At 69.1% G+C, this 19,720-nt stretch carries 20 protein-coding genes and 1 tRNA gene; 2 read left to right on the forward strand and 19 right to left on the reverse strand.

Going from position 1 to position 19,720, the window contains the following annotated elements:
- Positions 1 to 213 precede the first annotated feature (213 nt).
- From AB0I53_RS26625 to rplJ, 14 genes are all read right to left on the reverse strand, one after another.
- Positions 214 to 1,125: a site-specific integrase gene (locus tag AB0I53_RS26625; protein WP_358608305.1), complete on the reverse strand. Its 912-nt coding sequence runs from the start codon at positions 1,123 to 1,125 to the stop codon at positions 214 to 216.
- A 119-nt stretch (positions 1,126 to 1,244) separates the two neighbouring features.
- The gene (locus AB0I53_RS26630; RefSeq protein ID WP_358608307.1) at positions 1,245 to 2,294 is read right to left on the reverse strand and encodes a hypothetical protein; all 1,050 of its coding nucleotides are present in this window, start codon (positions 2,292 to 2,294) and stop codon (positions 1,245 to 1,247) included.
- Positions 2,295 to 2,331: 37 nt separating this feature from the next.
- Positions 2,332 to 2,859, reverse strand: coding sequence for a hypothetical protein (locus AB0I53_RS26635; RefSeq protein WP_358608310.1), 528 nt, complete (start codon positions 2,857 to 2,859; stop codon positions 2,332 to 2,334).
- Positions 2,860 to 2,872: 13 nt separating this feature from the next.
- Positions 2,873 to 3,976, reverse strand: coding sequence for an MlaD family protein (locus AB0I53_RS26640; protein WP_358608313.1), 1,104 nt, complete (start codon positions 3,974 to 3,976; stop codon positions 2,873 to 2,875).
- On the reverse strand, positions 3,976 to 5,178 hold the full coding sequence (locus AB0I53_RS26645; protein ID WP_358608315.1) for an MCE family protein: 1,203 nt from the start codon (positions 5,176 to 5,178) through the stop codon (positions 3,976 to 3,978). Before AB0I53_RS26645 ends, AB0I53_RS26640 begins: the two co-directional genes overlap by 1 nt.
- Positions 5,178 to 6,356 (reverse strand): MCE family protein, encoded by a 1,179-nt coding sequence (locus AB0I53_RS26650; RefSeq protein ID WP_358608318.1) that lies wholly within the window; start codon positions 6,354 to 6,356, stop codon positions 5,178 to 5,180. The genes AB0I53_RS26645 and AB0I53_RS26650 overlap by 1 nt, the downstream gene beginning before the upstream one ends.
- Entirely contained in the window at positions 6,353 to 7,333 is a 981-nt protein-coding gene (locus tag AB0I53_RS26655) for an MCE family protein (RefSeq protein WP_358608321.1), read from the reverse strand. Before AB0I53_RS26655 ends, AB0I53_RS26650 begins: the two co-directional genes overlap by 4 nt.
- Positions 7,330 to 8,355, reverse strand: coding sequence for an MlaD family protein (locus AB0I53_RS26660; protein WP_358608324.1), 1,026 nt, complete (start codon positions 8,353 to 8,355; stop codon positions 7,330 to 7,332). Before AB0I53_RS26660 ends, AB0I53_RS26655 begins: the two co-directional genes overlap by 4 nt.
- Positions 8,352 to 9,701 (reverse strand): MCE family protein, encoded by a 1,350-nt coding sequence (locus AB0I53_RS26665; protein ID WP_358608327.1) that lies wholly within the window; start codon positions 9,699 to 9,701, stop codon positions 8,352 to 8,354. The genes AB0I53_RS26660 and AB0I53_RS26665 overlap by 4 nt, the downstream gene beginning before the upstream one ends.
- On the reverse strand, positions 9,698 to 10,537 hold the full coding sequence (locus AB0I53_RS26670) for an ABC transporter permease (protein WP_358608363.1): 840 nt from the start codon (positions 10,535 to 10,537) through the stop codon (positions 9,698 to 9,700). Before AB0I53_RS26670 ends, AB0I53_RS26665 begins: the two co-directional genes overlap by 4 nt.
- A 240-nt stretch (positions 10,538 to 10,777) precedes the next feature.
- Positions 10,778 to 11,569, reverse strand: coding sequence for an ABC transporter permease (locus tag AB0I53_RS26675; RefSeq protein ID WP_358608330.1), 792 nt, complete (start codon positions 11,567 to 11,569; stop codon positions 10,778 to 10,780).
- Complete coding sequence (locus AB0I53_RS26680) at positions 11,566 to 12,753, reverse strand: ATP-binding cassette domain-containing protein (RefSeq protein WP_358608366.1); 1,188 nt, start codon at positions 12,751 to 12,753, stop codon at positions 11,566 to 11,568. The genes AB0I53_RS26675 and AB0I53_RS26680 overlap by 4 nt, the downstream gene beginning before the upstream one ends.
- A 256-nt stretch (positions 12,754 to 13,009) precedes the next feature.
- Positions 13,010 to 13,390, reverse strand: coding sequence for a 50S ribosomal protein L7/L12 (rplL, locus tag AB0I53_RS26685; protein ID WP_358608333.1), 381 nt, complete (start codon positions 13,388 to 13,390; stop codon positions 13,010 to 13,012).
- A gap of 87 nt (positions 13,391 to 13,477) precedes the next feature.
- The gene (rplJ, locus tag AB0I53_RS26690; RefSeq protein ID WP_358608336.1) at positions 13,478 to 14,005 is read right to left on the reverse strand and encodes a 50S ribosomal protein L10; all 528 of its coding nucleotides are present in this window, start codon (positions 14,003 to 14,005) and stop codon (positions 13,478 to 13,480) included.
- Between the two features lie 318 nt (positions 14,006 to 14,323).
- Between rplJ and AB0I53_RS26695 the strand changes: the two genes are divergently transcribed.
- A complete protein-coding gene (locus tag AB0I53_RS26695) occupies positions 14,324 to 15,166 on the forward strand; it encodes a hypothetical protein (RefSeq protein WP_358608369.1) in 843 nt (280 codons plus the stop codon).
- A 147-nt stretch (positions 15,167 to 15,313) separates the two neighbouring features.
- On the opposite strand, the gene rplA is transcribed toward AB0I53_RS26695, so the two are convergent.
- The 5 genes from rplA to AB0I53_RS26720 all read right to left on the reverse strand — a co-directional run bounded on the left by rplA (position 15,314) and on the right by AB0I53_RS26720 (position 18,153).
- On the reverse strand, positions 15,314 to 16,021 hold the full coding sequence (gene rplA, locus AB0I53_RS26700; RefSeq protein ID WP_358608339.1) for a 50S ribosomal protein L1: 708 nt from the start codon (positions 16,019 to 16,021) through the stop codon (positions 15,314 to 15,316).
- A gap of 83 nt (positions 16,022 to 16,104) precedes the next feature.
- Positions 16,105 to 16,539 (reverse strand): 50S ribosomal protein L11, encoded by a 435-nt coding sequence (gene rplK / locus AB0I53_RS26705; protein WP_358608342.1) that lies wholly within the window; start codon positions 16,537 to 16,539, stop codon positions 16,105 to 16,107.
- A 157-nt stretch (positions 16,540 to 16,696) separates the two neighbouring features.
- Positions 16,697 to 17,557, reverse strand: a complete 861-nt coding sequence (nusG, locus tag AB0I53_RS26710) for a transcription termination/antitermination protein NusG (RefSeq protein WP_358608345.1) — start codon at positions 17,555 to 17,557, stop codon at positions 16,697 to 16,699.
- A gap of 82 nt (positions 17,558 to 17,639) precedes the next feature.
- The gene (secE, locus tag AB0I53_RS26715; protein WP_358608348.1) at positions 17,640 to 18,050 is read right to left on the reverse strand and encodes a preprotein translocase subunit SecE; all 411 of its coding nucleotides are present in this window, start codon (positions 18,048 to 18,050) and stop codon (positions 17,640 to 17,642) included.
- 30 nt (positions 18,051 to 18,080) lie between these two features.
- Positions 18,081 to 18,153, reverse strand: a tRNA-Trp gene (locus tag AB0I53_RS26720).
- A gap of 208 nt (positions 18,154 to 18,361) precedes the next feature.
- On the opposite strand from AB0I53_RS26720, the gene AB0I53_RS26725 reads away from it, so the two are divergent.
- Positions 18,362 to 19,591, forward strand: a complete 1,230-nt coding sequence (locus tag AB0I53_RS26725) for a pyridoxal phosphate-dependent aminotransferase (RefSeq protein ID WP_358608351.1) — start codon at positions 18,362 to 18,364, stop codon at positions 19,589 to 19,591.
- The last annotated feature ends 129 nt before the right edge of the window (positions 19,592 to 19,720 follow it).

Below are 19,720 nucleotides of genomic sequence, written 5' to 3' on the forward strand. Positions count from 1 at the left end.
CCCGCCCCGGCCCCCGCGCCGCGTGCCCTCTCGGGTCCATTTTTCGCCGCGCCCGGGGGCCCGTTTTTTTTTGGCCCCCCCACCCCCCCCAAACACCCCCACGGCCCCGTTCGCGACCTCAGCGCCGTCAGCGTCGGCCACCTCGGCTCGGCCACCTCGGCTTCACCGCGGCTCGGCCGCTGGCCTGCCTTCCCGACGGGCTGATTTCCCTTTTCAGGCAAGGGGTTTCAGCTGGCGGAGGGTGTAGCCGTCGCCGGTCGGGTCCAGTGCCGCGGTGGCTCGTTTGAAGAGGTACTCGGCTCGTTCGTAGGACAGGCGGCTGCGGCACGTCTCCGGGCAGCGGTCTCCGTCCCGGGGCGTCCGGGACGGCCCGGGCTTGCGATCGGTCAGGAACAGCGGGCCTCGAGAGCGGCCCGCCACCAGCTCGGGGAGCAGCCCGGCCGTGCCGGATCGCCAGCTCACCCAGGTGCCGGCCGCCCGAGCGCGGCGGTCGTCCAGGTCCAGGTCCTCGACGTTCAGGGACAGGACGGCCTTCACCGCGGCCCCGGATTCGTGCAGCAGTCGCCACAAGGCGCGTTCCCGCAGCGGGATTCCGGGGCGGTTCCAGATCTCGTAGAGCTGCGCGGAGCCGATCGGCAGCGCCCGGGAGCGGGTTTCGGCGCGGCGGTCGAGATCTGCTGCCAGGTCGTCCAGGCATGCCCACGCGCAGAACGACCGGATCGCCGAGCGGTGCCGGTTCCACGTCTTCGCCGCCGCCGCGCCCCACGCCGTCTCGAACACCCTCGCCACCTGCTCGGCCGTCAGGGCGGCAAGCGGCAGCTGATCTCCCACGGCCAGGCGCAGCCTTCGCAGGGTCTGCCCGTAGGAGCGGATCGTCGCGGCGTTCAGCTCGTCGCGCGCCAGGAACTCTTCGGCCGCCGCCCCGAGCGCCGGGCCGGAAACGCCGCTGTCGGCGAGCTCTTCCGCGCGGCGGAGCAGGAAGGCGCGTTCCGCGATGTTCTGGGTGAGCTCCGCGGCCCGCTCGAACTCCAGCTTCGCCTCTTCGCCGCGTCCGAGCCGCACCAGGAGATCGCCCCGGACGCTCGGCAGCAGGTGGTAGTTCTGCAACACCGGATCGGAGCTCAACCGACTGACCCGAACCCGGAGAGCGCTGGGCGTTCGCCCGGTGCTTCGCTACGCCGGTCGCTCTCCCGTGAGTGTTTTGGGGTGCAACAGCGCCCCAAAACACTCACGGGCATTGGCCTTCAGCGCAGGGTGATCTGGGTGATCTTCCACCGGTCGCCCTGCTTCTCGGCGCTCACCGAGATCTGGGCCGGGCCGACGTTGCTCTCGCCGGTGTTGGCGCGCATCGCGTGCTGGTCGACGAACAGCAGAAGCTCCGCGCGGTCGCCCTGCAGCCTCGTCACCGCGCTGCTCTTCACGGTCGTGGTGACGATCAGCTGCTGCTGCGGGGCCTGCTCCCGGACCACCTTGAACAGGTCGTCGTACTTCTGCACCGCCGAACCGACCAGCAGATCCCGCGCGGCCGTCTCGGTCTTGGCGGTGTCGTTGAAGTCGTAGGAGAACACCTTCTCCACGGCATCGCTGATCTGGCCGTTGACCTCGCTGGTCGCCCCGGCCGAAACCAGCGCCTCGTTGGCCCCGGCCCCGGAGTAGCGCGCGCCGAACGCCTGGATGCCGAGGAACACCGCCGCCCCGGCGAACAAGATCGCGAGGATCCAAACCGCCCACGTCACGCCCTTCAACGACGTCCCGCCGGACGCCGCTGCGCCGGCCACGACGCCGGGCTGCGCCCCGGCTGTCCAGCCCCGCTGCGCCTCGTACGGCGCCGAAGGCGCGGCTACGCCGCTCGATCTCGCCGGCTCGGCACCAGCCGATTCGCCGGGCTTCGCTGCGGCTGCCCGCTTCGGCTTCGCCGAAGGCGCGGCTACGCCGCCGGATCCTTCCGGCTCCACGCCGGCCTCTTCGCCGCGCTCTGCGGCCGGCTCCGAATCAACAGCCTCGCTGCGCTCCGGATCAACGGCTTCGCCGAGCTGCACGGAACCAGCCGCCACGCCGGCAACGTCGCTGCGCTCCACCTCGGCTTCGCCGCGCTCCGCTTCGACGGAGCCGTTGCGCGAAGCCTCGACATCCGACGCCCGCCCCGCAGCTCCGCCGGAAGCCCGCTGCTCACCCGCAGCGCGCCGGGCTTCCCGGGCCTCCTCCTGGAGAGCATCGCCGAGCAGGGTTTCGCGGTGGCGCAGGCCTGCCACCCTGGGGCGGCGAGCGGGGGTTTTGCGGCGGTTGCTTGGCACTGACTGCACTCCTCGAATTGCTTGCGAGTCTCGCCGTTCAGCCGACCGGCACGGTGCCGAGCCCGCTGAGCTTCCAGGTCTCTCCTTCGCGGGTGAGCTCGGCCTGGTAGCGGTCCTGCTTGTTCGTCGGCTGCTGGCCCTCGATGGTGACCGTGACCTGCACGACGGCGATCATCCGGGCCTTGCCCGCGTTCTCGTCGAGCTCGACGATCCCGGCGTCGAGCACCCGGGCCGTGGTGCTGCTCTTCGCCTGGGTGATCTGGGTCGCGTAGTTCTGCCTGCCCTGCCGGATCTCGTCGCGCAGCGGGCCCGCCGAATTGTCCTCCCAGCGCTTCAGGCCGCCGTCCACATCGCGGTAGTCGAGGCTGTTGAAGCTGATGATCGCGCTCTGCCCGTCGCGCAGCGCCGCATCCCGCACCTCCGCGCGGGTGACCGAGGAGTCGTTGCCGGCGAGCGCCCAGGAGACGCCGAAGAACAGGCTGGCCACCACGCCGCACGCGAGCAGCGTCAGGCCCGTGACCAGGGCCGCGATCGGGCGCTTCCGCCCAGCGGTTCCGATGGTCATGTCCGCCTCCTTCCTACTGTCCCGGTGCATTCTGCGCGCCGCGGACCGACGTGTCACTGCCCGGTGGTTCCGCGCAGTGCGCGTTGGGGTTCAGCGGCATCTCACGGAAGTCGTCTCCGGCGCGGCGCTCGGTCGACTCGTAGCCCTTGGTGCAGGGCAGCGGGTCGAACACGTTGAGCACCAGGCCGAAGTGCGCCGTGCCGTCGCCGGGCACCACCGTGTTGCTGGCGGTGACGATCGCCGGGTACAGCGTCATGACCTGCTCGATGCCGTCGACGCGCTTGGCCAAGACCTGCGAGGTGGTCGTCAGGTTCGCCAGCAGCGGGCCGAGCTGCTGATTCTCCTGCAGGAACGCGCTGACCTGGCGGGCCGCCGGCGGGGCGCGCTCGATCACCGCCCGCAGGTCGCCGTCGGAGTTCTTCACCGACTCCGACAGCAGCCGCAGGTCCTCGCCGAACGACTTGATCGCCGAGCCCTGCTCGTTCTGGGTGGCCAGCACCGTCTTGCCGTCCTGGAGCAGCTGCACCGTCTGCGGCAGGTGCTCCTGCGCGGCGGTGGTGAACTCGCGGCTGGTGTCCAGGATGGTCTGCAGGTGGCCGCCGTTGTCGCGGAACGCCGTGCCGAGCTCGCTGACCACGGTGCGCAGCGAGTCCTCCGGCACCGAGTTCGCGAACGCGTCCAGGTTCGTCATCAGGCTTTCCACCGGCAGCGGCGTGGTCGCGGATTCCTGTGCGATCACCGAACCGTTCTCCAGGAACGGGCCGTCGTCGCGCTTGGGTCGCAGGTCGACGTACTGCTCGCCGACGGCGGACCGGTTGGTCACCACCGCCTGCACGTCGCGCGGGATCCGCGGCGCGCTGGATTCGATGTCCAGCGGCACCTCCACGCCGGTGCCGGTCAGTTTCAGGTCACCGACCCGGCCGACCGGCACGCCGCGGTAGGTGACCTCGGCGTTGTTGAAAACACCGCCGGTGTCGGCGAGTTGCAGCGTCACCACGTAACCGCGCGGGCCGAGCAACCGGTCCAGTCCCGCGTAGCGGGCTCCGGCGTAGCTGACGCCGACCAGGGCGATCGCGATGAACGCGATGATCTGCAGGCGCACTCGACGGGTGAGCATCAGCGGCCACCTCCCAACAACGAGCCCAGCAGGCCGCCGGATTCTCGCTCCGGCTCGGCCGGCGGCTCCGCGGTCTGCTCCGGCGGCGCCTGCTGCGTCAGCGGCAGCGGGATGGACTTCAGCGCGTCAGGCAGCGGGATCAGCGGCTGCCGGCTGCGGCCGATGTTCTCCAGCACGTGGGTGAGGTTCAGGTCCACGTTGGCGTAGAGGTTGGTGAAGTCGCTGTTGCCGATGCCGTCGACCGCGTTGTCCGGGAACGGGAACGAGACCAGCACCTCCAGCGACTTCGGCAGGCTCTCGCCCGCCGCGGCCAGCTGGTGCAGGGCCGGCGCGAGCTGGTTGAGGTTGTGCACCAGGTCGTCGCGGGACTTGTTGACCACGTCCGTGCCGACGCCGGAGAGCTCGTCGAGCGACTGCAGCATGGTGACCAGCTGGGTGCGCTGCTCGTTGAGCACCCGCAGCCCCGGTTCCAGGTCGCGCAGCGCGGTGTCGATGCTGCCGCGCTGCTCGTTGAGCCGGGCGCTCAGCCGGTTGATGCTCTCCAGCGCCCGGGTGATGTCGTCGCGCTGCGCGTCCAGCCCGGCGACCAGTTCGTCCAAATTGGACAGCAGGCCGCGGACGTCGGACTCGCGGCCCTCCAGCGCGGCGTTGAGCTCCTTGGTGATGTTCTGCAGCTGCGCCACGCCACCGCCGTTGAGCAGCATGGACAGCGCGCCGAGCACCTCTTCCACCTCGGGGTTGCGGCCGGTGCGGTCGAGGCCGATCAGGGCGCCGTCGGCGAGCCGGCCGACTCCGGACTGCCCCTCCGGCGGGTTGGCGAGCTCGACGTACTTCTCGCCGAGCAGGCTGGACTGCCGCAGCCGGGCGGTCGCGTTGGCCGGGAGCCTGACGTCGCCGTTGACCAGCACGGTCACCTCGGCCTGCCAGGAATCGGGAGCCAGACCGATGGTCGACACCCGGCCGACCGGCACGTCGTTGACCCGGACCCCGGCGTTGGGCACCAGGTCCAGCACGTCGGCGAAGCGCACCTTGACCTCGTAGGGGTTGCTGCCGAGGTCGGCGCCGCCGGGCAGCGGCATGTCGTAGACGCCCTGCGAGCTGCACCCGCCGATCACGACCAGCGCCGCGGTCAACGCGGCCCCGACCTGCAGGCCGCGGGGCAGCGGCGATTTCGCCCGCAATCGGCTCAGCACTCGCCGCATCACCGGTCACCTCCCGCGGTTTGGGTGGACAGCGGAAGCGGCAGTGGTGGGAGCTTGCCGTTCTGGATGGCGTTGAGCGTTTCCGCCGGGGTGGGCAGCTTCACCACGCCGTCGAGGATCGGCTGCAGCGACTTGCACGCGTCGCTGACGTCCTTCGGCACGTCGGCGGGGCTGTGCTGCTGCAGCAGCTTGCACACCGACACCAGCGGCGGCTGGTTGAGCTCGTTGAGGTTCGCACGGACGTCCAGCGTTCCCGCCGCACCGTTGTAGGCGTTGTTGAGGTTGCTCAACGCCAGCGGCGCGTTGTTCAGCGACTCGCTGAGCGCCGCCTTCTGCTCCACCAGCACGTTCGCCACCGCGTTCAACTGGTCCACATTGGACTTCACCAGTCCCCGGTTGTCGCGCACGAAGGACTCGACCTTGCCCAGCGCCACGGCCAGCTCCGCCAGCGCCGCGCTCATGTCCTCGCGCTCGCCGGACAGCAACGAGCTGACCTGCTGCATCTGGGTGTTGAACCGGCGCACCTGGTCGTCGTTCTCGGCCAGCATCGACGTGAAGCGCTGCACGTTGTCGACGGTGGCGAACAGCTGATCGCTGTTGCCGGACAACGTGGTGCCGACCTCGCCGAGGTTGCGGATGGTCTCCGACAGCGCCTTCCCGTTGCCGTCGAGGTTCGCCGCGCTGGTGTTGAGCAGATCGGTCAGCGCGCCGTCGGCGTTGGCGCCGTTGGGTCCCAGCGCGGTCGTGATGTCGTTGAGGCTGCGGTAGATCTGGTCCAGCTCCACCGGAGTCGCGGTGCGCTCCTTCGGGATCACCGCGCCGTCGGCCAGCTCCGGCCCGCCCCGGTAGACGGGGGCGAGCTGCACGTACCGGTCGCTGACCACGCTCGGCGCGACCGCCACCGCGCCCGCGTCGGCGGGGACCTTCACGTCGCGGTCCACGCTCATCACGACGCGCACCAGCTGGCCCTGCGGCACGACCTCGTCGACGGTGCCCACCGGCACCCCGAGGATCCGCACGTCACCGCCCGGGTAGATGCCCACGGCGGCGTGGAAGTACGCGGTGACCTTCCGCTCGGCGGCACCGAAGAACAGCCACCACACCCCGAGGGTCGCGGCGAGCACGACCACCACGGCGATCGACAGCGTCCTGGTCAGCGTCGGGCGTGCGCTGGTCATGGCTGGCAGCCCTTCTGGTTGATCGGACCGATGGCGGGCGGCAGCAGGCCGCAGATGTAGGTGTCGAACCAGCGGCCGTTGCCCAGCACGTTGGAGAAGTACCTGGTGAACGGGGCGAACATCTCGAGGCTGCGGTTCAGGTCGTCCTGGTTGCGCTGCAGCATCTTGGTGACCCGGTCCAGCTGCTGCAGCGCCGGGCCGATCTGCGCGTTGTTGTCATCGACCAGCCCGCTGAGCTGCTGGGACAACTCGCGGGTGCCCGCCAGCAGGCCGCTGATCGAATCCCGCCGCGCCCGGATCTCCTGCAGCAGCAGGTTGCCGTCGGCCAGCAGCTTCTCGAAGTCAGCGTTGCGGTCGGCGATCGTCTTCGACACCTGCGAGGTGTTGTTCAGCAGTTGCTCCAGCTGCTCGTCGCGCGAGGAGATGGTCTGCGACAGCCGCGACAACCCGTCGAGCGCGCCGCTGACCTCGTCGGGCGTGCCCTTGAACGTGTCGGACAGTGTGCGGAAGCTCGCCGCGAGCTGCCCGGTGTCGATCTTGTCCACTGTGGTCGAGAGGTCGCTGAACGCCTCGATGACGTCGTAGGGCGACACGGTGCGCTGCAGCGGGATCGGCTCGGACGGCGACAGTTCCTTGCCGCCCTGCGGATCCAGCGCCAGGTACTTCTGGCCGAGCAGCGTCTTGATCCGGATCGCGGCGGTGGTGTGGTCGCCCAGCCACGCGTCGCCGACGCGGAAGCTGACCAGCACGTGGTCGTCCTCGATCTCGACGTCCGAGACGGTGCCGACCTTCACCCCGGCGATGCGCACCTCGCTGTCCGGCCGCAGCCCGGCGGCCTCGGTGAACTGCGCGGTGTAGGTGGTGCCGCCGATGAACGGCAGCCGCTCGAAGTTCAGCGCCAGCAGGAACATCAGCACCAGCGCCAGCAGGCCGGCGATGCCGATCTTGAGCGGATCGCGCTGGGAGAATGCGGTCATCGCTGGCACCTCGACTGCGTCACCGGCATCAGCGGCAGCGGCAGGTTCAGCTCGCCGATGCCCACCGTGCCGCTCAATTTGCACGAGTAGAAGTTGAACCAGGAGCCGTGGCTGGCGGTCCGGCCGATCGTTTCGAGCTTGCCGGGCATGTTCTGCAGCACCCGCTCGGTGAGCTCCTCGTGGTCGTTGAGGTTCTTCGACAGGTCGCCGAGGCCCGCGATGTCCTGCTGCAGCCCGGGCCGCGCCTCGGTCAGCAGGCCCGCGGTGCTGTTCGTCAGGCCGTCCATCGCGGTGATCGCGGAGCCGATCGAATCCCGGTCGGCGGACAGCCCGGACACCACCTGCTGCAGCTGGCCGATCAGCTCGGACAACTGCTGGTCGCGGGAGTTGACGGTGTCCAGCACGCCGTTGAGGTTGTCGATGACCTGCCCGATCACCTGGTCGCGGGAGGCGATCGTGGAGGTCAGCGAGGCGGTGTGGGCCAGCAGGCTCTCCACCGTGCCGCCCTCGCCCTGCAACACCTGGATGATCTCGTAGGACAGCTTGTTCACGTCCTCCGGCGCGAGCGCCTGGAACAGCGGCTTGAACCCGCCCAGCAGCACGGTCAGGTCCAGCGCCGGCTTGGTGCGCTCCAACGGGATCTCGGCATCCGGGGCCAGGAATCCGCCGGAGCCGCCCGCGCCCTGCTCCAGCGCGATGTAGCGCTGGCCGACCAGGTTGCGGTACTTGATGGTGGCGGTCACCGAGCTCGGCAGCCGCCGGTCAGACACGTTGAACCGCACCTCGGCGAGCCGCCGGTCGACCACCTCGATGCTCTCCACCTGGCCGACCTTGACCCCGGAGATGCGCACCTCGTCGCCCTCGTTGAGGTTGGTGACGTCGGTGAACCGCGCCGTGTAGGACTCCGACGCGCGCAGGTCCTGGTTGGCGATGGTCAGCACCAGCAACCCGGTGGCCAGCACGGTGACCAGCACGAAGATCAGGAACTTCACCAGCGGAGCGACGATGCTGCGGCCGTTCACCGGTAACTCACCTCCGCTCCGCGAAGCACGGGCCCGACCAGCAGCGAGCCCCAGTCCGGCATCTCACTCGGCTCGCGACCCACCGCGGGCGCCAGCAGCATCGCCACCATGTCCCGCTCCGCCGGGGAGTTCACCCAGGCCGCGGACTGCGGCGAGGTGCCGGCGGGCAGGTAGCCCTGGCCCATCGACGGCGGGTTCAGGCCGCCGTCGGCCGGCCGCGATGCGGGCGGCGGAACCGAGCCGTCCTTGAACGGCCCGTCCGGCGGGTACTCCGGCACCGGATCCGGCAGCGGCATGAAGTTGTAGCAGCGCGGGCCGCGCTTGTCGGCGAACTCCGGCTCGTCCTGGTTCGGCACGTACTTGCCGCGGGTCGCGACGACCTCCAGGGTGATGTGCAGTCCCGGCTCGGCGGAGCCCTCGCCGAACACCTGCCGCATCCGCGGCACGAACTCCGCCATCTCCTGCAGGAAGCACGGGTACTCGGGCGCGTACTTGGCCAGCACGTCCAGCGTCGGCCGCTGCGCGTCGCCGAGCTGGATGATGTTCTGCCGGTTGTCCCGCAGGAAGCCGGTCAGATCACCGGAGCTGGTGGTCAGCTGCGAGGTGAGCGCGGTCAGGTTCTCCCGCTGCGCCACCAGGGTCCGGGCGGTGGTGCTGAAGTTGTCCAGCGCCTCCAGCACGTCCGGCGCGGCCTGCTCGTAGGTCTGCGCGACGCCGACCAGCTCCTGCAGGTTCTCCTTGAGGTCCGGCACCGACGGGTTGAGCCCGTCCAGGTAGGTGTTCAGCTGCGACAGCGTCTCGCCCAGCGGCTTGCCGCGCCCGGCCAACGCCTGGTCCAGCGCGTTCAGCGTCACGGCCAGGTCGTCCGGGTGGACCGCCTGCAGCACCGGCATCGTGTCGGACAGCACCTGCTCCAGCTCGATGCCCGCGCTGGTGCGGTCCTGCTCGATCACGTCACCGGAGGCCAACACCTTGGTCGAGGCCTGCTCCGGCAGCTCCAACGACACGTACCGCTCGCCGAACAGCGTCCGCGGCAGCAGTCGCGCCGACACGTTCGACGGCAGCTGCTCGGCCCGCTCCGGGTCCAGCGCCAGCCGCAGCTCGGCACCGTCCCCAGTGGACGTCACGCTCACCACCCGGCCGACGACCATGCCGCGCACCTTCACGTCCGACTCGGGCAGCAGCTGGTTCCCGGTCGACGGCGCTTTCAGCACGACGTCCACGCTGGACGCGAAGGCCTTCTGGTAGATCGCCACGGTGAGGCTGATGAACAGCACCATGCTCAGCAGCAGCGCCAAGCCGAGGGCGCGGCGCCGGATCGTCGTCAACGCACTTCGCGTACTCATCCGGTGATCCGAACCGTCGTCGTAGTGCCCCAGATCGCGAGGCTGAGGAAGAAGTCGAGCAGCGCGGTGGTCACGATCGCGGTCCGCACCGCGCGGCCCACCGCGATGCCGACACCGGCCGGGCCGCCGCTGGCGCGATAGCCGTAGTAGCAGTGCGTCATGATCACCACGACGCTGAAGACGAGCACCTTCCCGAAGGACCACAGCACGTCCTCGGGCGGCAGGAACAGGTTGAAGTAGTGGTCGTAGGTGCCCGCGGACTGGCCGTAGATGTAGATCGTGACGGCGCGGGCGGCGATGTAGGACGTCAGCAGGCCCAGCACGTACAGCGGGATCACCGCGATGAACCCCGCGATCACCCGGGTCGTCACCAGGTACGGCAGGCTCGGCACGCCCATGACTTCCAGCGCGTCGATCTCGTCGGAGATCCGCATCGCGCCCAGCTGAGCGGTGAAACCGGAACCGACCGTCGCCGACAGCGCCAGCCCGGCGACCAGCGGCGCGATCTCGCGGGTGTTGAAGTATGCGGAGACGAACCCGGCGAACGCCGAGGTGCCAAGCTGGTCCAGCGCCGCGAAGCCCTGCAGGCCGACCACCGTGCCGGTGAACAGGGTCAGGCCGATCATCACGCCGACCGTGCCGCCGATCACCGCCAGCGCACCGCTGCCGAAGCTCACCTCGGCGAGCAGCCGCACCGTCTCCTTGGCGTAGCGGGTGACCGCCCGCGGAATCCACGCCAGCGACCGCAGGTAGAACGACATCTGGTCGCCCAGGTCGTCCAGCATCACCAGCGGACGCCGGGCCGCGCGCTTCGCGCGCTGCGAGATCGTCACCATGTCGCCGTCCGCCTCTTTGAAGCGGCGCAGCCGCTCAGCCCACCTACGCAACTCGCACCGCCGCGGGTTCTCAGACGGTGCCCACCCCATAAGGGGCTCTCTGCGGGGACCTGCCCTGATGCCGCGTATTGGACATGCACAAGTCGCGGATCCCACAGCCGAGGCGGCGTCTGTAACTCCCGCAGGGGGGCCGTTACCCGCACCGCTGCGCAAACCGGGTTCAGGAACATGCTTCTCATGTCACATTCCCTTTGCTGGGACGAGCTGCAGGTAGAGCGTCGTTAGGACGAAGTTGACGGCGAACAGCAGCAGGAAGGTGATCACCACCGACTGGTTCACCGCGTCCCCCACGCCCTTGGGCCCCGGCGGCGGGTGCAGGCCCCGGTAGGCCGCCACCACACCGGCCAGGAACCCGAAGATCACCGCCTTCAGCTCGCCGATCCACAGGTCGGACAGCTGCGCGAGCGCGTTGAAGCTCGCCATGTACGCGCCGGGCGTACCGCCCTGCATGATCACGTTGAACGTGTAGCCGCCGAGCACGCCGACGACGCTGACCATGCCGTTGAGCAGCAGCGCCACCAGCATCGCGGCCAGCACCCGCGGCACCACCAGGCGCTGGATCGGCGAGATCCCCAGCACCTCCATCGCGTCGATCTCGTCGCGGATCTTCCGGGAACCGAGGTCCGCGCAGATCGCCGAACCGCCGGCCCCGGCGATCAGCAGCGCGGTCACGATCGGGCTGGCCTGCTGGATGATCGCCAGCACGCTCGCCGCGCCGGTGAACGATTGGGCACCGATCTGCCTGGTCAGCGAGCCCAGCTGGAGCGCGATCACCGCGCCGAACGGGATCGACACCAGCGCGGTCGGCAGGATAGTCACGCTGGCGATGAACCAGCACTGCTGGACGAACTCGCGGATCTGGAACGGGCGGCTGGGCATCGCCCGCACGACATCGAGCGCCAGCGCGAACATGCGGCCGGTCTCCCGAAGCCCGCCCGCACCAGGAAACCGCGCCTGGGACGGCGAACTCACGACTCACCCCGCTTGCGGCCGAACCAACGACGCCGCTGCCCCTCGGCCGACTCGAACTCGGCGTCCGGCGACGGCGCCTCCGGCTGCCGGGGATGCGGCGAGGGGCGCACCTGCTGCGGCACGTCGGCGACCGCCGCCGGCGGCAGCCGGTCCGGGGCCGGCGGCTGCACCGGCTCGGTGTGCTGCGGCCACGCGCCGGTCGCGGGCGTGGAAAAGCCGTAGAGCGCCAGCTCGTCCTGGCTCAGCGTCTTGAGGATCTCCTGCTGCGCCGACGGGTTGAGCGTCCGCAGCTGGCGCAGCACCCGGTCCTTGCGGCGGCGCACCGCGGTCCGCTCCGGCATTCCCGGCGAGACCTCCAGCTGCGCCATCATCGGCGGCACGGCGAGCTGGCTCAGCCGCGCCAGCTCGGACGGCCCGATGTCCTTCTCCTCGCTCATGCCGATCGGCCCGTCGGCGCGCCCGTTGAGGAACTGCACCACCACCGGCTCGGCCGAGGTCAGCAGCACCTCGCGCGGCCCGAACATCACCAAATTCCGCCGGTAGAGCATGCCGATGTTGTCCGGCACCGTCCGGGCGGTGTTGATGTCGTGGGTGACGATCAGGATCGTGGCGTCGATCTGCGCGTTCAGGTCGACGATCAGCTGGTTCAGCAGCACGGTGCGAACCGGGTCCAGCCCGGAGTCGGGCTCGTCGACCAGGATGATCTCGGGATCCAGCACCAGCGCGCGGGCCAGCCCGGCCCGCTTGCGCATACCGCCGGAAATCTCACCGGGCAGCTTCTCCTCGGCGCCGAGAAGACCGACCATCTCCATCTTCTCGAGCACGAGGTTGCGGATCTCGGATTCGCTCCGGCGGGTGTGCTCGCGGAGCGGGAACGCGATGTTGTCGTAGAGGTTCATCGACCCGAACAGCGCGCCGTCCTGGAACAGGACGCCGAACATCTTGCGGATCTCGTAGAGCTCGCTCTCCGAGCAGGTGCAGATGTCCGTGCCGTTGATGACCACCTGGCCCTGCTCCGGCTTCAGGAGGCCGACCAAGGACTTCAGGAACACCGACTTCCCGGTTCCGGAAGGCCCGAGCAGCACGCTGATCTCGCCGGGAGGAAGCGTCAGCGTGACGTCCCGCCAGATGGTCTGCGCGCCGAAGGACTTCGAAAGTCCGTCGACAACCACCTCGACGCCCATCCGCACCTCCGCGTTCCTCGAATTCACCACATCGGGGATCACCCCGGTGAGGCAGCCTGGCACATGTGACGCGCTTAACGAAGGTCATCGGCGTCACACCTATGCAACGAGCCTGACGCGAACGGGTTACTCGTCAGTTCACTTCGATTCGAGGAACCACAGGATTTGTCCGGTAAAAGCGATTTCTTTCCCGGACAGCAAAAAAGGCGGGCACTCGCAACCGCGAGTGCCCGCCTTTTTACCGTGAGTCAGATGCTCACTTGACGGAGACCGAAGCGCCGGCCTCTTCCAGCTTGGCCTTGACCTCTTCGGCCTTCTCCTTCTCGACCTTCTCCAGGATCGGCTTCGGAGCGCCCTCGACCAGCTCCTTGGCCTCCTTCAGGCCCAGGCCGGAGACGATCTCACGGACGACCTTGATGACCTGGATCTTCTTGTCGCCAGCGCCCTCGAGGATGACGTCGAACTCGTCCTGCTCCTCGGCGGCCGGGGCGGCGGCGGCGGGGCCGGCCACGACGGCGGCCGGGGCGGCGGCGGTGACGTCGAAGGTGTCCTCGAACTGCTTAACGAACTCCGACAGCTCCAGGAGGGTCATCTCCTTGAAGACGTCCAACAGCTCTTCGTTGCTCAGCTTCGCCACGGCGGCGTTCCTTTCAGTTCAGTGCCCGGGATCCGGAAGCACCCGGGTGGGGAGTTCTTGCGACCGACAACCGCATCCACAAGGGACTCAGGCGTCGGCTTCGCCGCTCTTCTTCTCCTGCAGAGCGGCGGCCAACCGAGCCACCTGGGACGCCGGCGCGGCGAACAGCGCGGCGGCCTGGCCCATCTTGGCCTTCATGGCACCGGCCAGCTTGGACAGGGTGACCTCGCGGGAGTCGAGGTCGGCAATGCCCTCGACCTCGGACACGGACAGCGCGCGGCCGTCCATGTAACCGCCCTTGATCACCAGGGCCTTGTTGTCCTTGGCGAATTCACGCAGAGCCTTGGCCGCGTCGACCGGCTCGCCCTCAACGAAGGCGATAGCGGTCGGGCCGACGAACAGGTCGTCGAGGCCCTCGACGCCGGACTGCTCGGCGGCACGCTTGACCAGCGTGTTCTTCGCGACACGGTACGAGGTGCCCGCACCGAGGGCACGACGCAGCTCAGACAGCTGCGCCATGGACAGCCCGCGGTACTCGGTCACGACCGCAGCGGTCGAGTTGCTGAACTTATCCGCGATCTCGGTGACCGCATCAACCTTGTCGGGCTTCGCCATGTCGCCTCCTCTCTATTTCCGACTGTGATCCGCATCCAGCCGGTCCTGAGACGACAAAACGCCCCTGCGCAGAAAGCACGGGGCGTCAAGATCATGGGCGCGCAGCGCGCGCACGGATAGCCTCGTCCTCCTGCGCGGGCCGCCCGCATCTCACGGGACCTTCGTTCTCCCCGCTCCTCGCGGAGCACGGAGAAGACCAGCGGTCTTGGGTGGAACCTTCACAAGAGTACGCGACCCGCCCCGGGGCCCACCAACCACCCCCGGTTCCCGGCCCGACGGCCCTCACCGGTCGTGACCTCGGCGCGACGGCCGGGCATCATGTGGTGCGTGGCTGATCAGCACGAGTCGCCCCGCCCGGAGCCCGGCCCGAACCTGCCGGAAAGACCGCGCACCGCGGAGATCGTCGACGCCGAGGTGGTGGAGAGCGAGGTCGTCGAAACCGACGCACCGGCCCGCCCGCAGCAACCGGCGGCGGACGACGCGGAATTCCGCCAGTACCAGCAATTCCTGGAGTTCCAGAAGTTCCGCGAATGGCAGCAGTCCCAGGACGGAGACGTAGCGGTCCCGCCACCCGCGGCGCCCCCGGCGGCGAAGCCGGAAACGCCGAAGAAGGCCTGGTGGAAACGAGCGCTGGGCCTACTGCGCTACAAGCTGGTCCGCCGCCTGATCTACCTGCTGCTGGCGCTTCTGCTGCTCAACTACCTGTACAACAGCCTGATGACGTCCTGGTTCGGCAGTTCCGGAGGCGAAAACGGCACCACCAACACCGGCATACCGGCCGACTCGGTACCGGTGAAGTCGACGAACCCCCAGCAGGCGGTGCGCAGCGTCTACAACTACCTGCGCGGGGCGGGCCCGGAACGGACCTGCGACCTGTTCGACACAGATGGCAAGTCCGGTTTCGCCGGCGCCCACCAGGCCCCGGACTGCGCCACCGCGGCACGCCAGGTGCACGAGCAGATCACCGACCCGAACGCGTACGCGAATCCCAAGTTCGACCACAACGCGGTGACCGAGATCGGCCAGGAGGCCCAGGTCCTCGGCTGCCGGGTGCAGGTCAACGGCGGTCCGCGCCTCGGCACCTTCAAGCTGACGAAGCAGCCGGACGGCGGCTGGGCGATCAGCGCCTACGCCCTCCAAGCCGACAGCTGCGGCGGCTAGCGAGTTTCCGATTTTGCCTGAAATTGGGAGCTCCCCAACGCGGCGACGAAGTTCAACTTCTACGTCGCCCCGGAACCGGATGTCCTCAACGCGAAAGGGCGGGCCTCCCCTGGTGGGGTGGCCCGCCCTTTCAGCGGAACTCCGGTATCAGGCCGAGGCCGTGGTCCGGGTCGCGTTCGGGTCGACCGGGATGCCCGGGCCCATCGTGGTGGTGAAGGTGACCTTCTTCAGGTACCGGCCCTTCGACGCCGACGGCTTCGCGCGCAGGATCTCGTCCAGCGCCGCCGTGTAGTTCTCCACCAGCTTCTCGGTGTCGAAGGACACCTTGCCGATGATGAAGTGCAGGTTGGCCTGCTTGTCGACGCGGAAGTTGATCTTACCGCCCTTGATCTCCGTGATCGCCTTGGTGACGTTCGGAGTGACGGTGCCGGTCTTCGGGTTCGGCATCAGGCCGCGCGGGCCGAGCACCCGAGCGATCTTGCCGACCTTGGCCATCTGGTCCGGGGTGGCGATCGCCGCGTCGAAATCGAGCCAGCCGCCCTGAATGCGCTCGATCAGGTCCTCGGAACCAACCGCGTCCGCCCCGGCGGCCTCGGCCTCGGCGGCCTTGTCCCCGACGGCGAACACGATGACGCGGGCAGTCTTACCAGTGCCGTGCGGCAGGTTCACGGTGCCGCGGACCATCTGGTCTGCCTTGCGGGGGTCGACGCCCAACCGCAGCGCCACCTCGACGGTGGCGTCGTACTTGACCTTGGCGGTCTTCTTGGCCAGCTCGGCGGCCTCCGTCGGCGCGTACAGCCGCGCGCGATCGATCAGCTCGGCCGCCTGCTGGTATGCCTTGCTGCGCTTTGCCATTTCTGTCCCTATCGCAGGTGGATCAGTTGTGGTTGGTCGGGCTGCGCTGGAGCCCTCCCACACTGCCGACTATCCGGCTTCGGTCAGCCTTCGACCGTCAGGCCCATCGACCGAGCGGTGCCGGCGATGATCTTGGCTGCCTGGTCGATGTCGTTGGCGTTGAGGTCGGCCATCTTGGTCTGCGCGATCTCGCGGACCTGGTCCATGGAGACCTTGCCGACCTTGGTCTTGTGCGGCTCACCGCTGCCCTTGGCCACACCCGCAGCCTTGAGCAGCAGCCTGGCCGCCGGCGGGGTCTTCAGCGCGAAGCTGAAGGAGCGGTCTTCGAACACGGAGATCTCGACCGGCACGACGTTGCCACGCTGGTTCTCCGTGGCGGCGTTGTAGGCCTTGCAGAACTCCATGATGTTGACGCCGTGCTGACCCAGCGCCGGGCCGACGGGCGGGGCCGGGTTGGCCTGGCCGGCCTGGATCTGCAGCTTGATGATCGCTGCGAGCTTCTTCTTCTTGGGCGGCATGTTTGCTTCCTGTGTCTTCGCTATCCGGTTGCCCGGCCCCGCCTAGTGGCGGAGCCGAATCTGGCGAGACCACGAAACGGTGGCTTCGCCCGGTTCTGCGCGCGGGTCCTGCCAGATCCGCGCGCAGCCGCCGCACTCCCGCATCGCGGGAGGACGGTCAGATCTTGGAAACCTGGCTGAACGACAGCTCAACCGGCGTTTCACGGCCGAAGATCGACACCAGCACCTTGAGCTTCTGGGCGTCCGGGTTGACCTCGTTGATCGTCGCGGGCAGGGTCGCGAACGGCCCGTCCATGACGGTGACGGATTCGCCGACCTCGAAGTCGACCTCGACCGAGGGCTTGGCGGCGGCCGATGCGGCGGCCTTCTTGCCCGGCTCGGCCTTCTTCTCCTCGACCTGCGGCGCCAGGAACTTCAGCACGTCGTCGATGGTCAGCGGCGACGGCTTGGAGGTGGCGCCGACGAAGCCGGTGACGCCCGGCGTGTTGCGCACCGCGCTCCAGGACGCGTCGTTGAGCTCCATCCGCACCAGGATGTAGCCGGGCAGCACCTTGCGCTGCACCAGCTTGCGCTGGCCGTTCTTGATCTCGGTGACCTCTTCGGTCGGCACCTCGACCTGGAAGATGAAGTCCTCGACGTCGAGCGTCTGGGCCCGCGTTTCGAGGTTGGTCTTGACCTTGTTCTCGTAGCCGGCGTAGGAGTGCACGACGTACCAGTCGCCTGGGGCGCGTCGCAGCGCTGCGCGCAGCTCCTCGACCGGGTCCGGCTCGGCGGCCGCTTCCTCGTCGGCTTCGCCTTCTTCGTCTTCGTCGCCGGCTTCGCCGGTCTCGTCGACGTCCTCGCCGCCCTCGGCCGGTGCCTCGGCCTCGTCGGCCGAACCGGTGTCCTCGCCGGAGTCGGCGCTGTCCGCGGATTCGACTGCGTCGACCGAGTCAGCGGTCGCCTCGGCCTCGGCGGCCTCGGGCTGCACCTGCTCTTCGGTGAGGCCGGTGGATTCCTGGCCCTCGTGGGAGGTCACAGTCGGTCTCGCTTCCTCTCGTGCGTTGCGTGCCGGGTCGTCGTTCCGCCGCCGGCACCACCTAGGGCGGGCCCGCAGCCGTTCAGCCGGAGCCGAACAGCCAGCCCACGCCCTTGGCGAAGAGCACGTCCACGCCGGCCACGAACGCCACCATGATGCTGACGAAGACCAGCACCACGACGGTGTAGGTCGCCAGCGCCTTGCGCGTCGGCCAGATGACCTTGCGCAGTTCGGCGACGACCTCGCGCAGGAAGCGTCCGATCTTCCGGAACAGCGAAACCCGACCCTGCCGGCCATCCCGCGACGGGGTCGGCCGACCCTTCGACTCAGTTGTGCGCGCCGAGTTCGCTCCGGCCGAACCCGGCTCACCGGACCGGCCCTTGCGACCGGCCGGACGGGCGGAGGCACGGCGCTCGCGCCGCGCCGCGGCGCTGGACGGACGGGCTGCGTCGTCGCGCGCTCCGTCCTGCCCCTGCTCGCGGTCCTCGCTCACGCCAATCCTCCGCTCACCGTCGCATCGACGCAGGGGTGACAGGACTTGAACCTGCAACCTGCGGTTTTGGAGACCGCTGCTCTGCCAATTGAGCTACACCCCTTTGCGGCCCTGGAGCTCGACCGCAGTTCAGGACGCCCGACACCGGCCTTGGAACCGGGGTTCCACGGTGTTCAGGCATCCCAGGTTCGAAAGTGTACGGCACACCGACGACCTTGCTCCAACGGCACCCCCCAGTGCCGGGTCATGAACAACTCCGCCGCTGGTGGGGAGCGTGTTCGAGGACACTCCGCGTCTGTCAGGATGCAGGCATGGCCGCACCTCAGACAGACCAAGAGACCAGGGCGCGGGTGTCCGCGCGGATCGGCGGGATCAGCGAGTCCGCCACGCTGGCCGTGGACGCCAAGGCGAAGGCGCTCAAGGCGGCCGGCCGGCCGGTGATCGGGTTCGGCGCCGGCGAGCCGGACTTCCCGACGCCTCAGCCGATCGTGGATGCCGCCATCGCCGCCTGCTCCGACCCGAAGAACCACCGCTACAGCCCGGCGGCCGGCCTGCCGGAGCTGCGCGAGGCCATCGCCGCGAAGACGCTGCGCGACTCCGCCTACACCGTGCAGGCCAGTCAGGTGCTGGTGACCAACGGCGGCAAGCAGGCCGTCTACCAGGCGTTCCAGACGCTGATCGACCCGGGCGACGAGGTCCTGCTGCCCGCCCCATATTGGACCACCTACCCGGAGGCCATCACCCTGCCAGGTGGTGTTCCGGTGGTGGTGCCCGCCGACGAGTCGACCGGTTACCTGGTTTCCGTCGAGCAGTTGGAGGCCGCGCGGACGCCGCGCACCAAGGTGCTGCTGTTCAACTCGCCGTCCAACCCGACCGGCGCGATCTACCCGCCGGAGCAGGTCGAGGCGATCGGCCGCTGGGCCGTCGAGCACGGCATCTGGGTGATCACCGACGAGATCTACGAGCACCTGGTCTACGGCGACGCCCGGAACGTGTCGATGCCCGCCGTGGTCCCGGAGCTCGCCGACACCTGCGTGGTGCTCAACGGGGTCGCCAAGACCTACGCCATGACCGGCTGGCGGGTGGGCTGGATGATCGGCCCGTCGGACGTCATCAAGGCGGCCGGGAACCTGCAGTCGCACCTGTCGTCCAACGTCGCCAACGTCTCGCAGCGGGCCGCGCTGGAGGCCGTCAGCGGCTCGCTGGACGCCGTCGCGGAGATGCGCTCGGCGTTCGACCGCCGCCGCCGCAAGATCGTCGAGCTGCTCTCGGCGATCCCCGGCGTCAGCTGCCCGGAGCCGCAGGGCGCGTTCTACGCGTACCCGTCGGTGAAGGGCCTGCTGGGCAAGGAGATCCGCGGCGTCCGGCCGGAGACCAGCGTGGAGCTGGCGAGCCTGGTCCTGGAGCAGGCGGAGGTCGCGGTGGTTCCGGGCGAGGCCTTCGGCACCCCGGGCTACTTCCGCATGTCCTACGCCCTCGGCGACGAAGACCTCGTCACCGGCGTGACCCGGATGGCGGAGCTCCTCGGCGAGGCCAAGTAGTCGTTCAACGCGCGCGGGGCGCCCTCGGCCGAGTTGAACTGCTCCCCGGAAGTTGGACTGAGAAATTCAGCTTCGACCTTCGGGGAGCAGTCGCATGTTGAGGACCAGCTCGTTGACCGTGGAGCAGCG

The organism is Saccharopolyspora sp. NPDC050389 (assembly GCF_040655595.1).
Classification (GTDB): domain Bacteria; phylum Actinomycetota; class Actinomycetes; order Mycobacteriales; family Pseudonocardiaceae; genus Saccharopolyspora.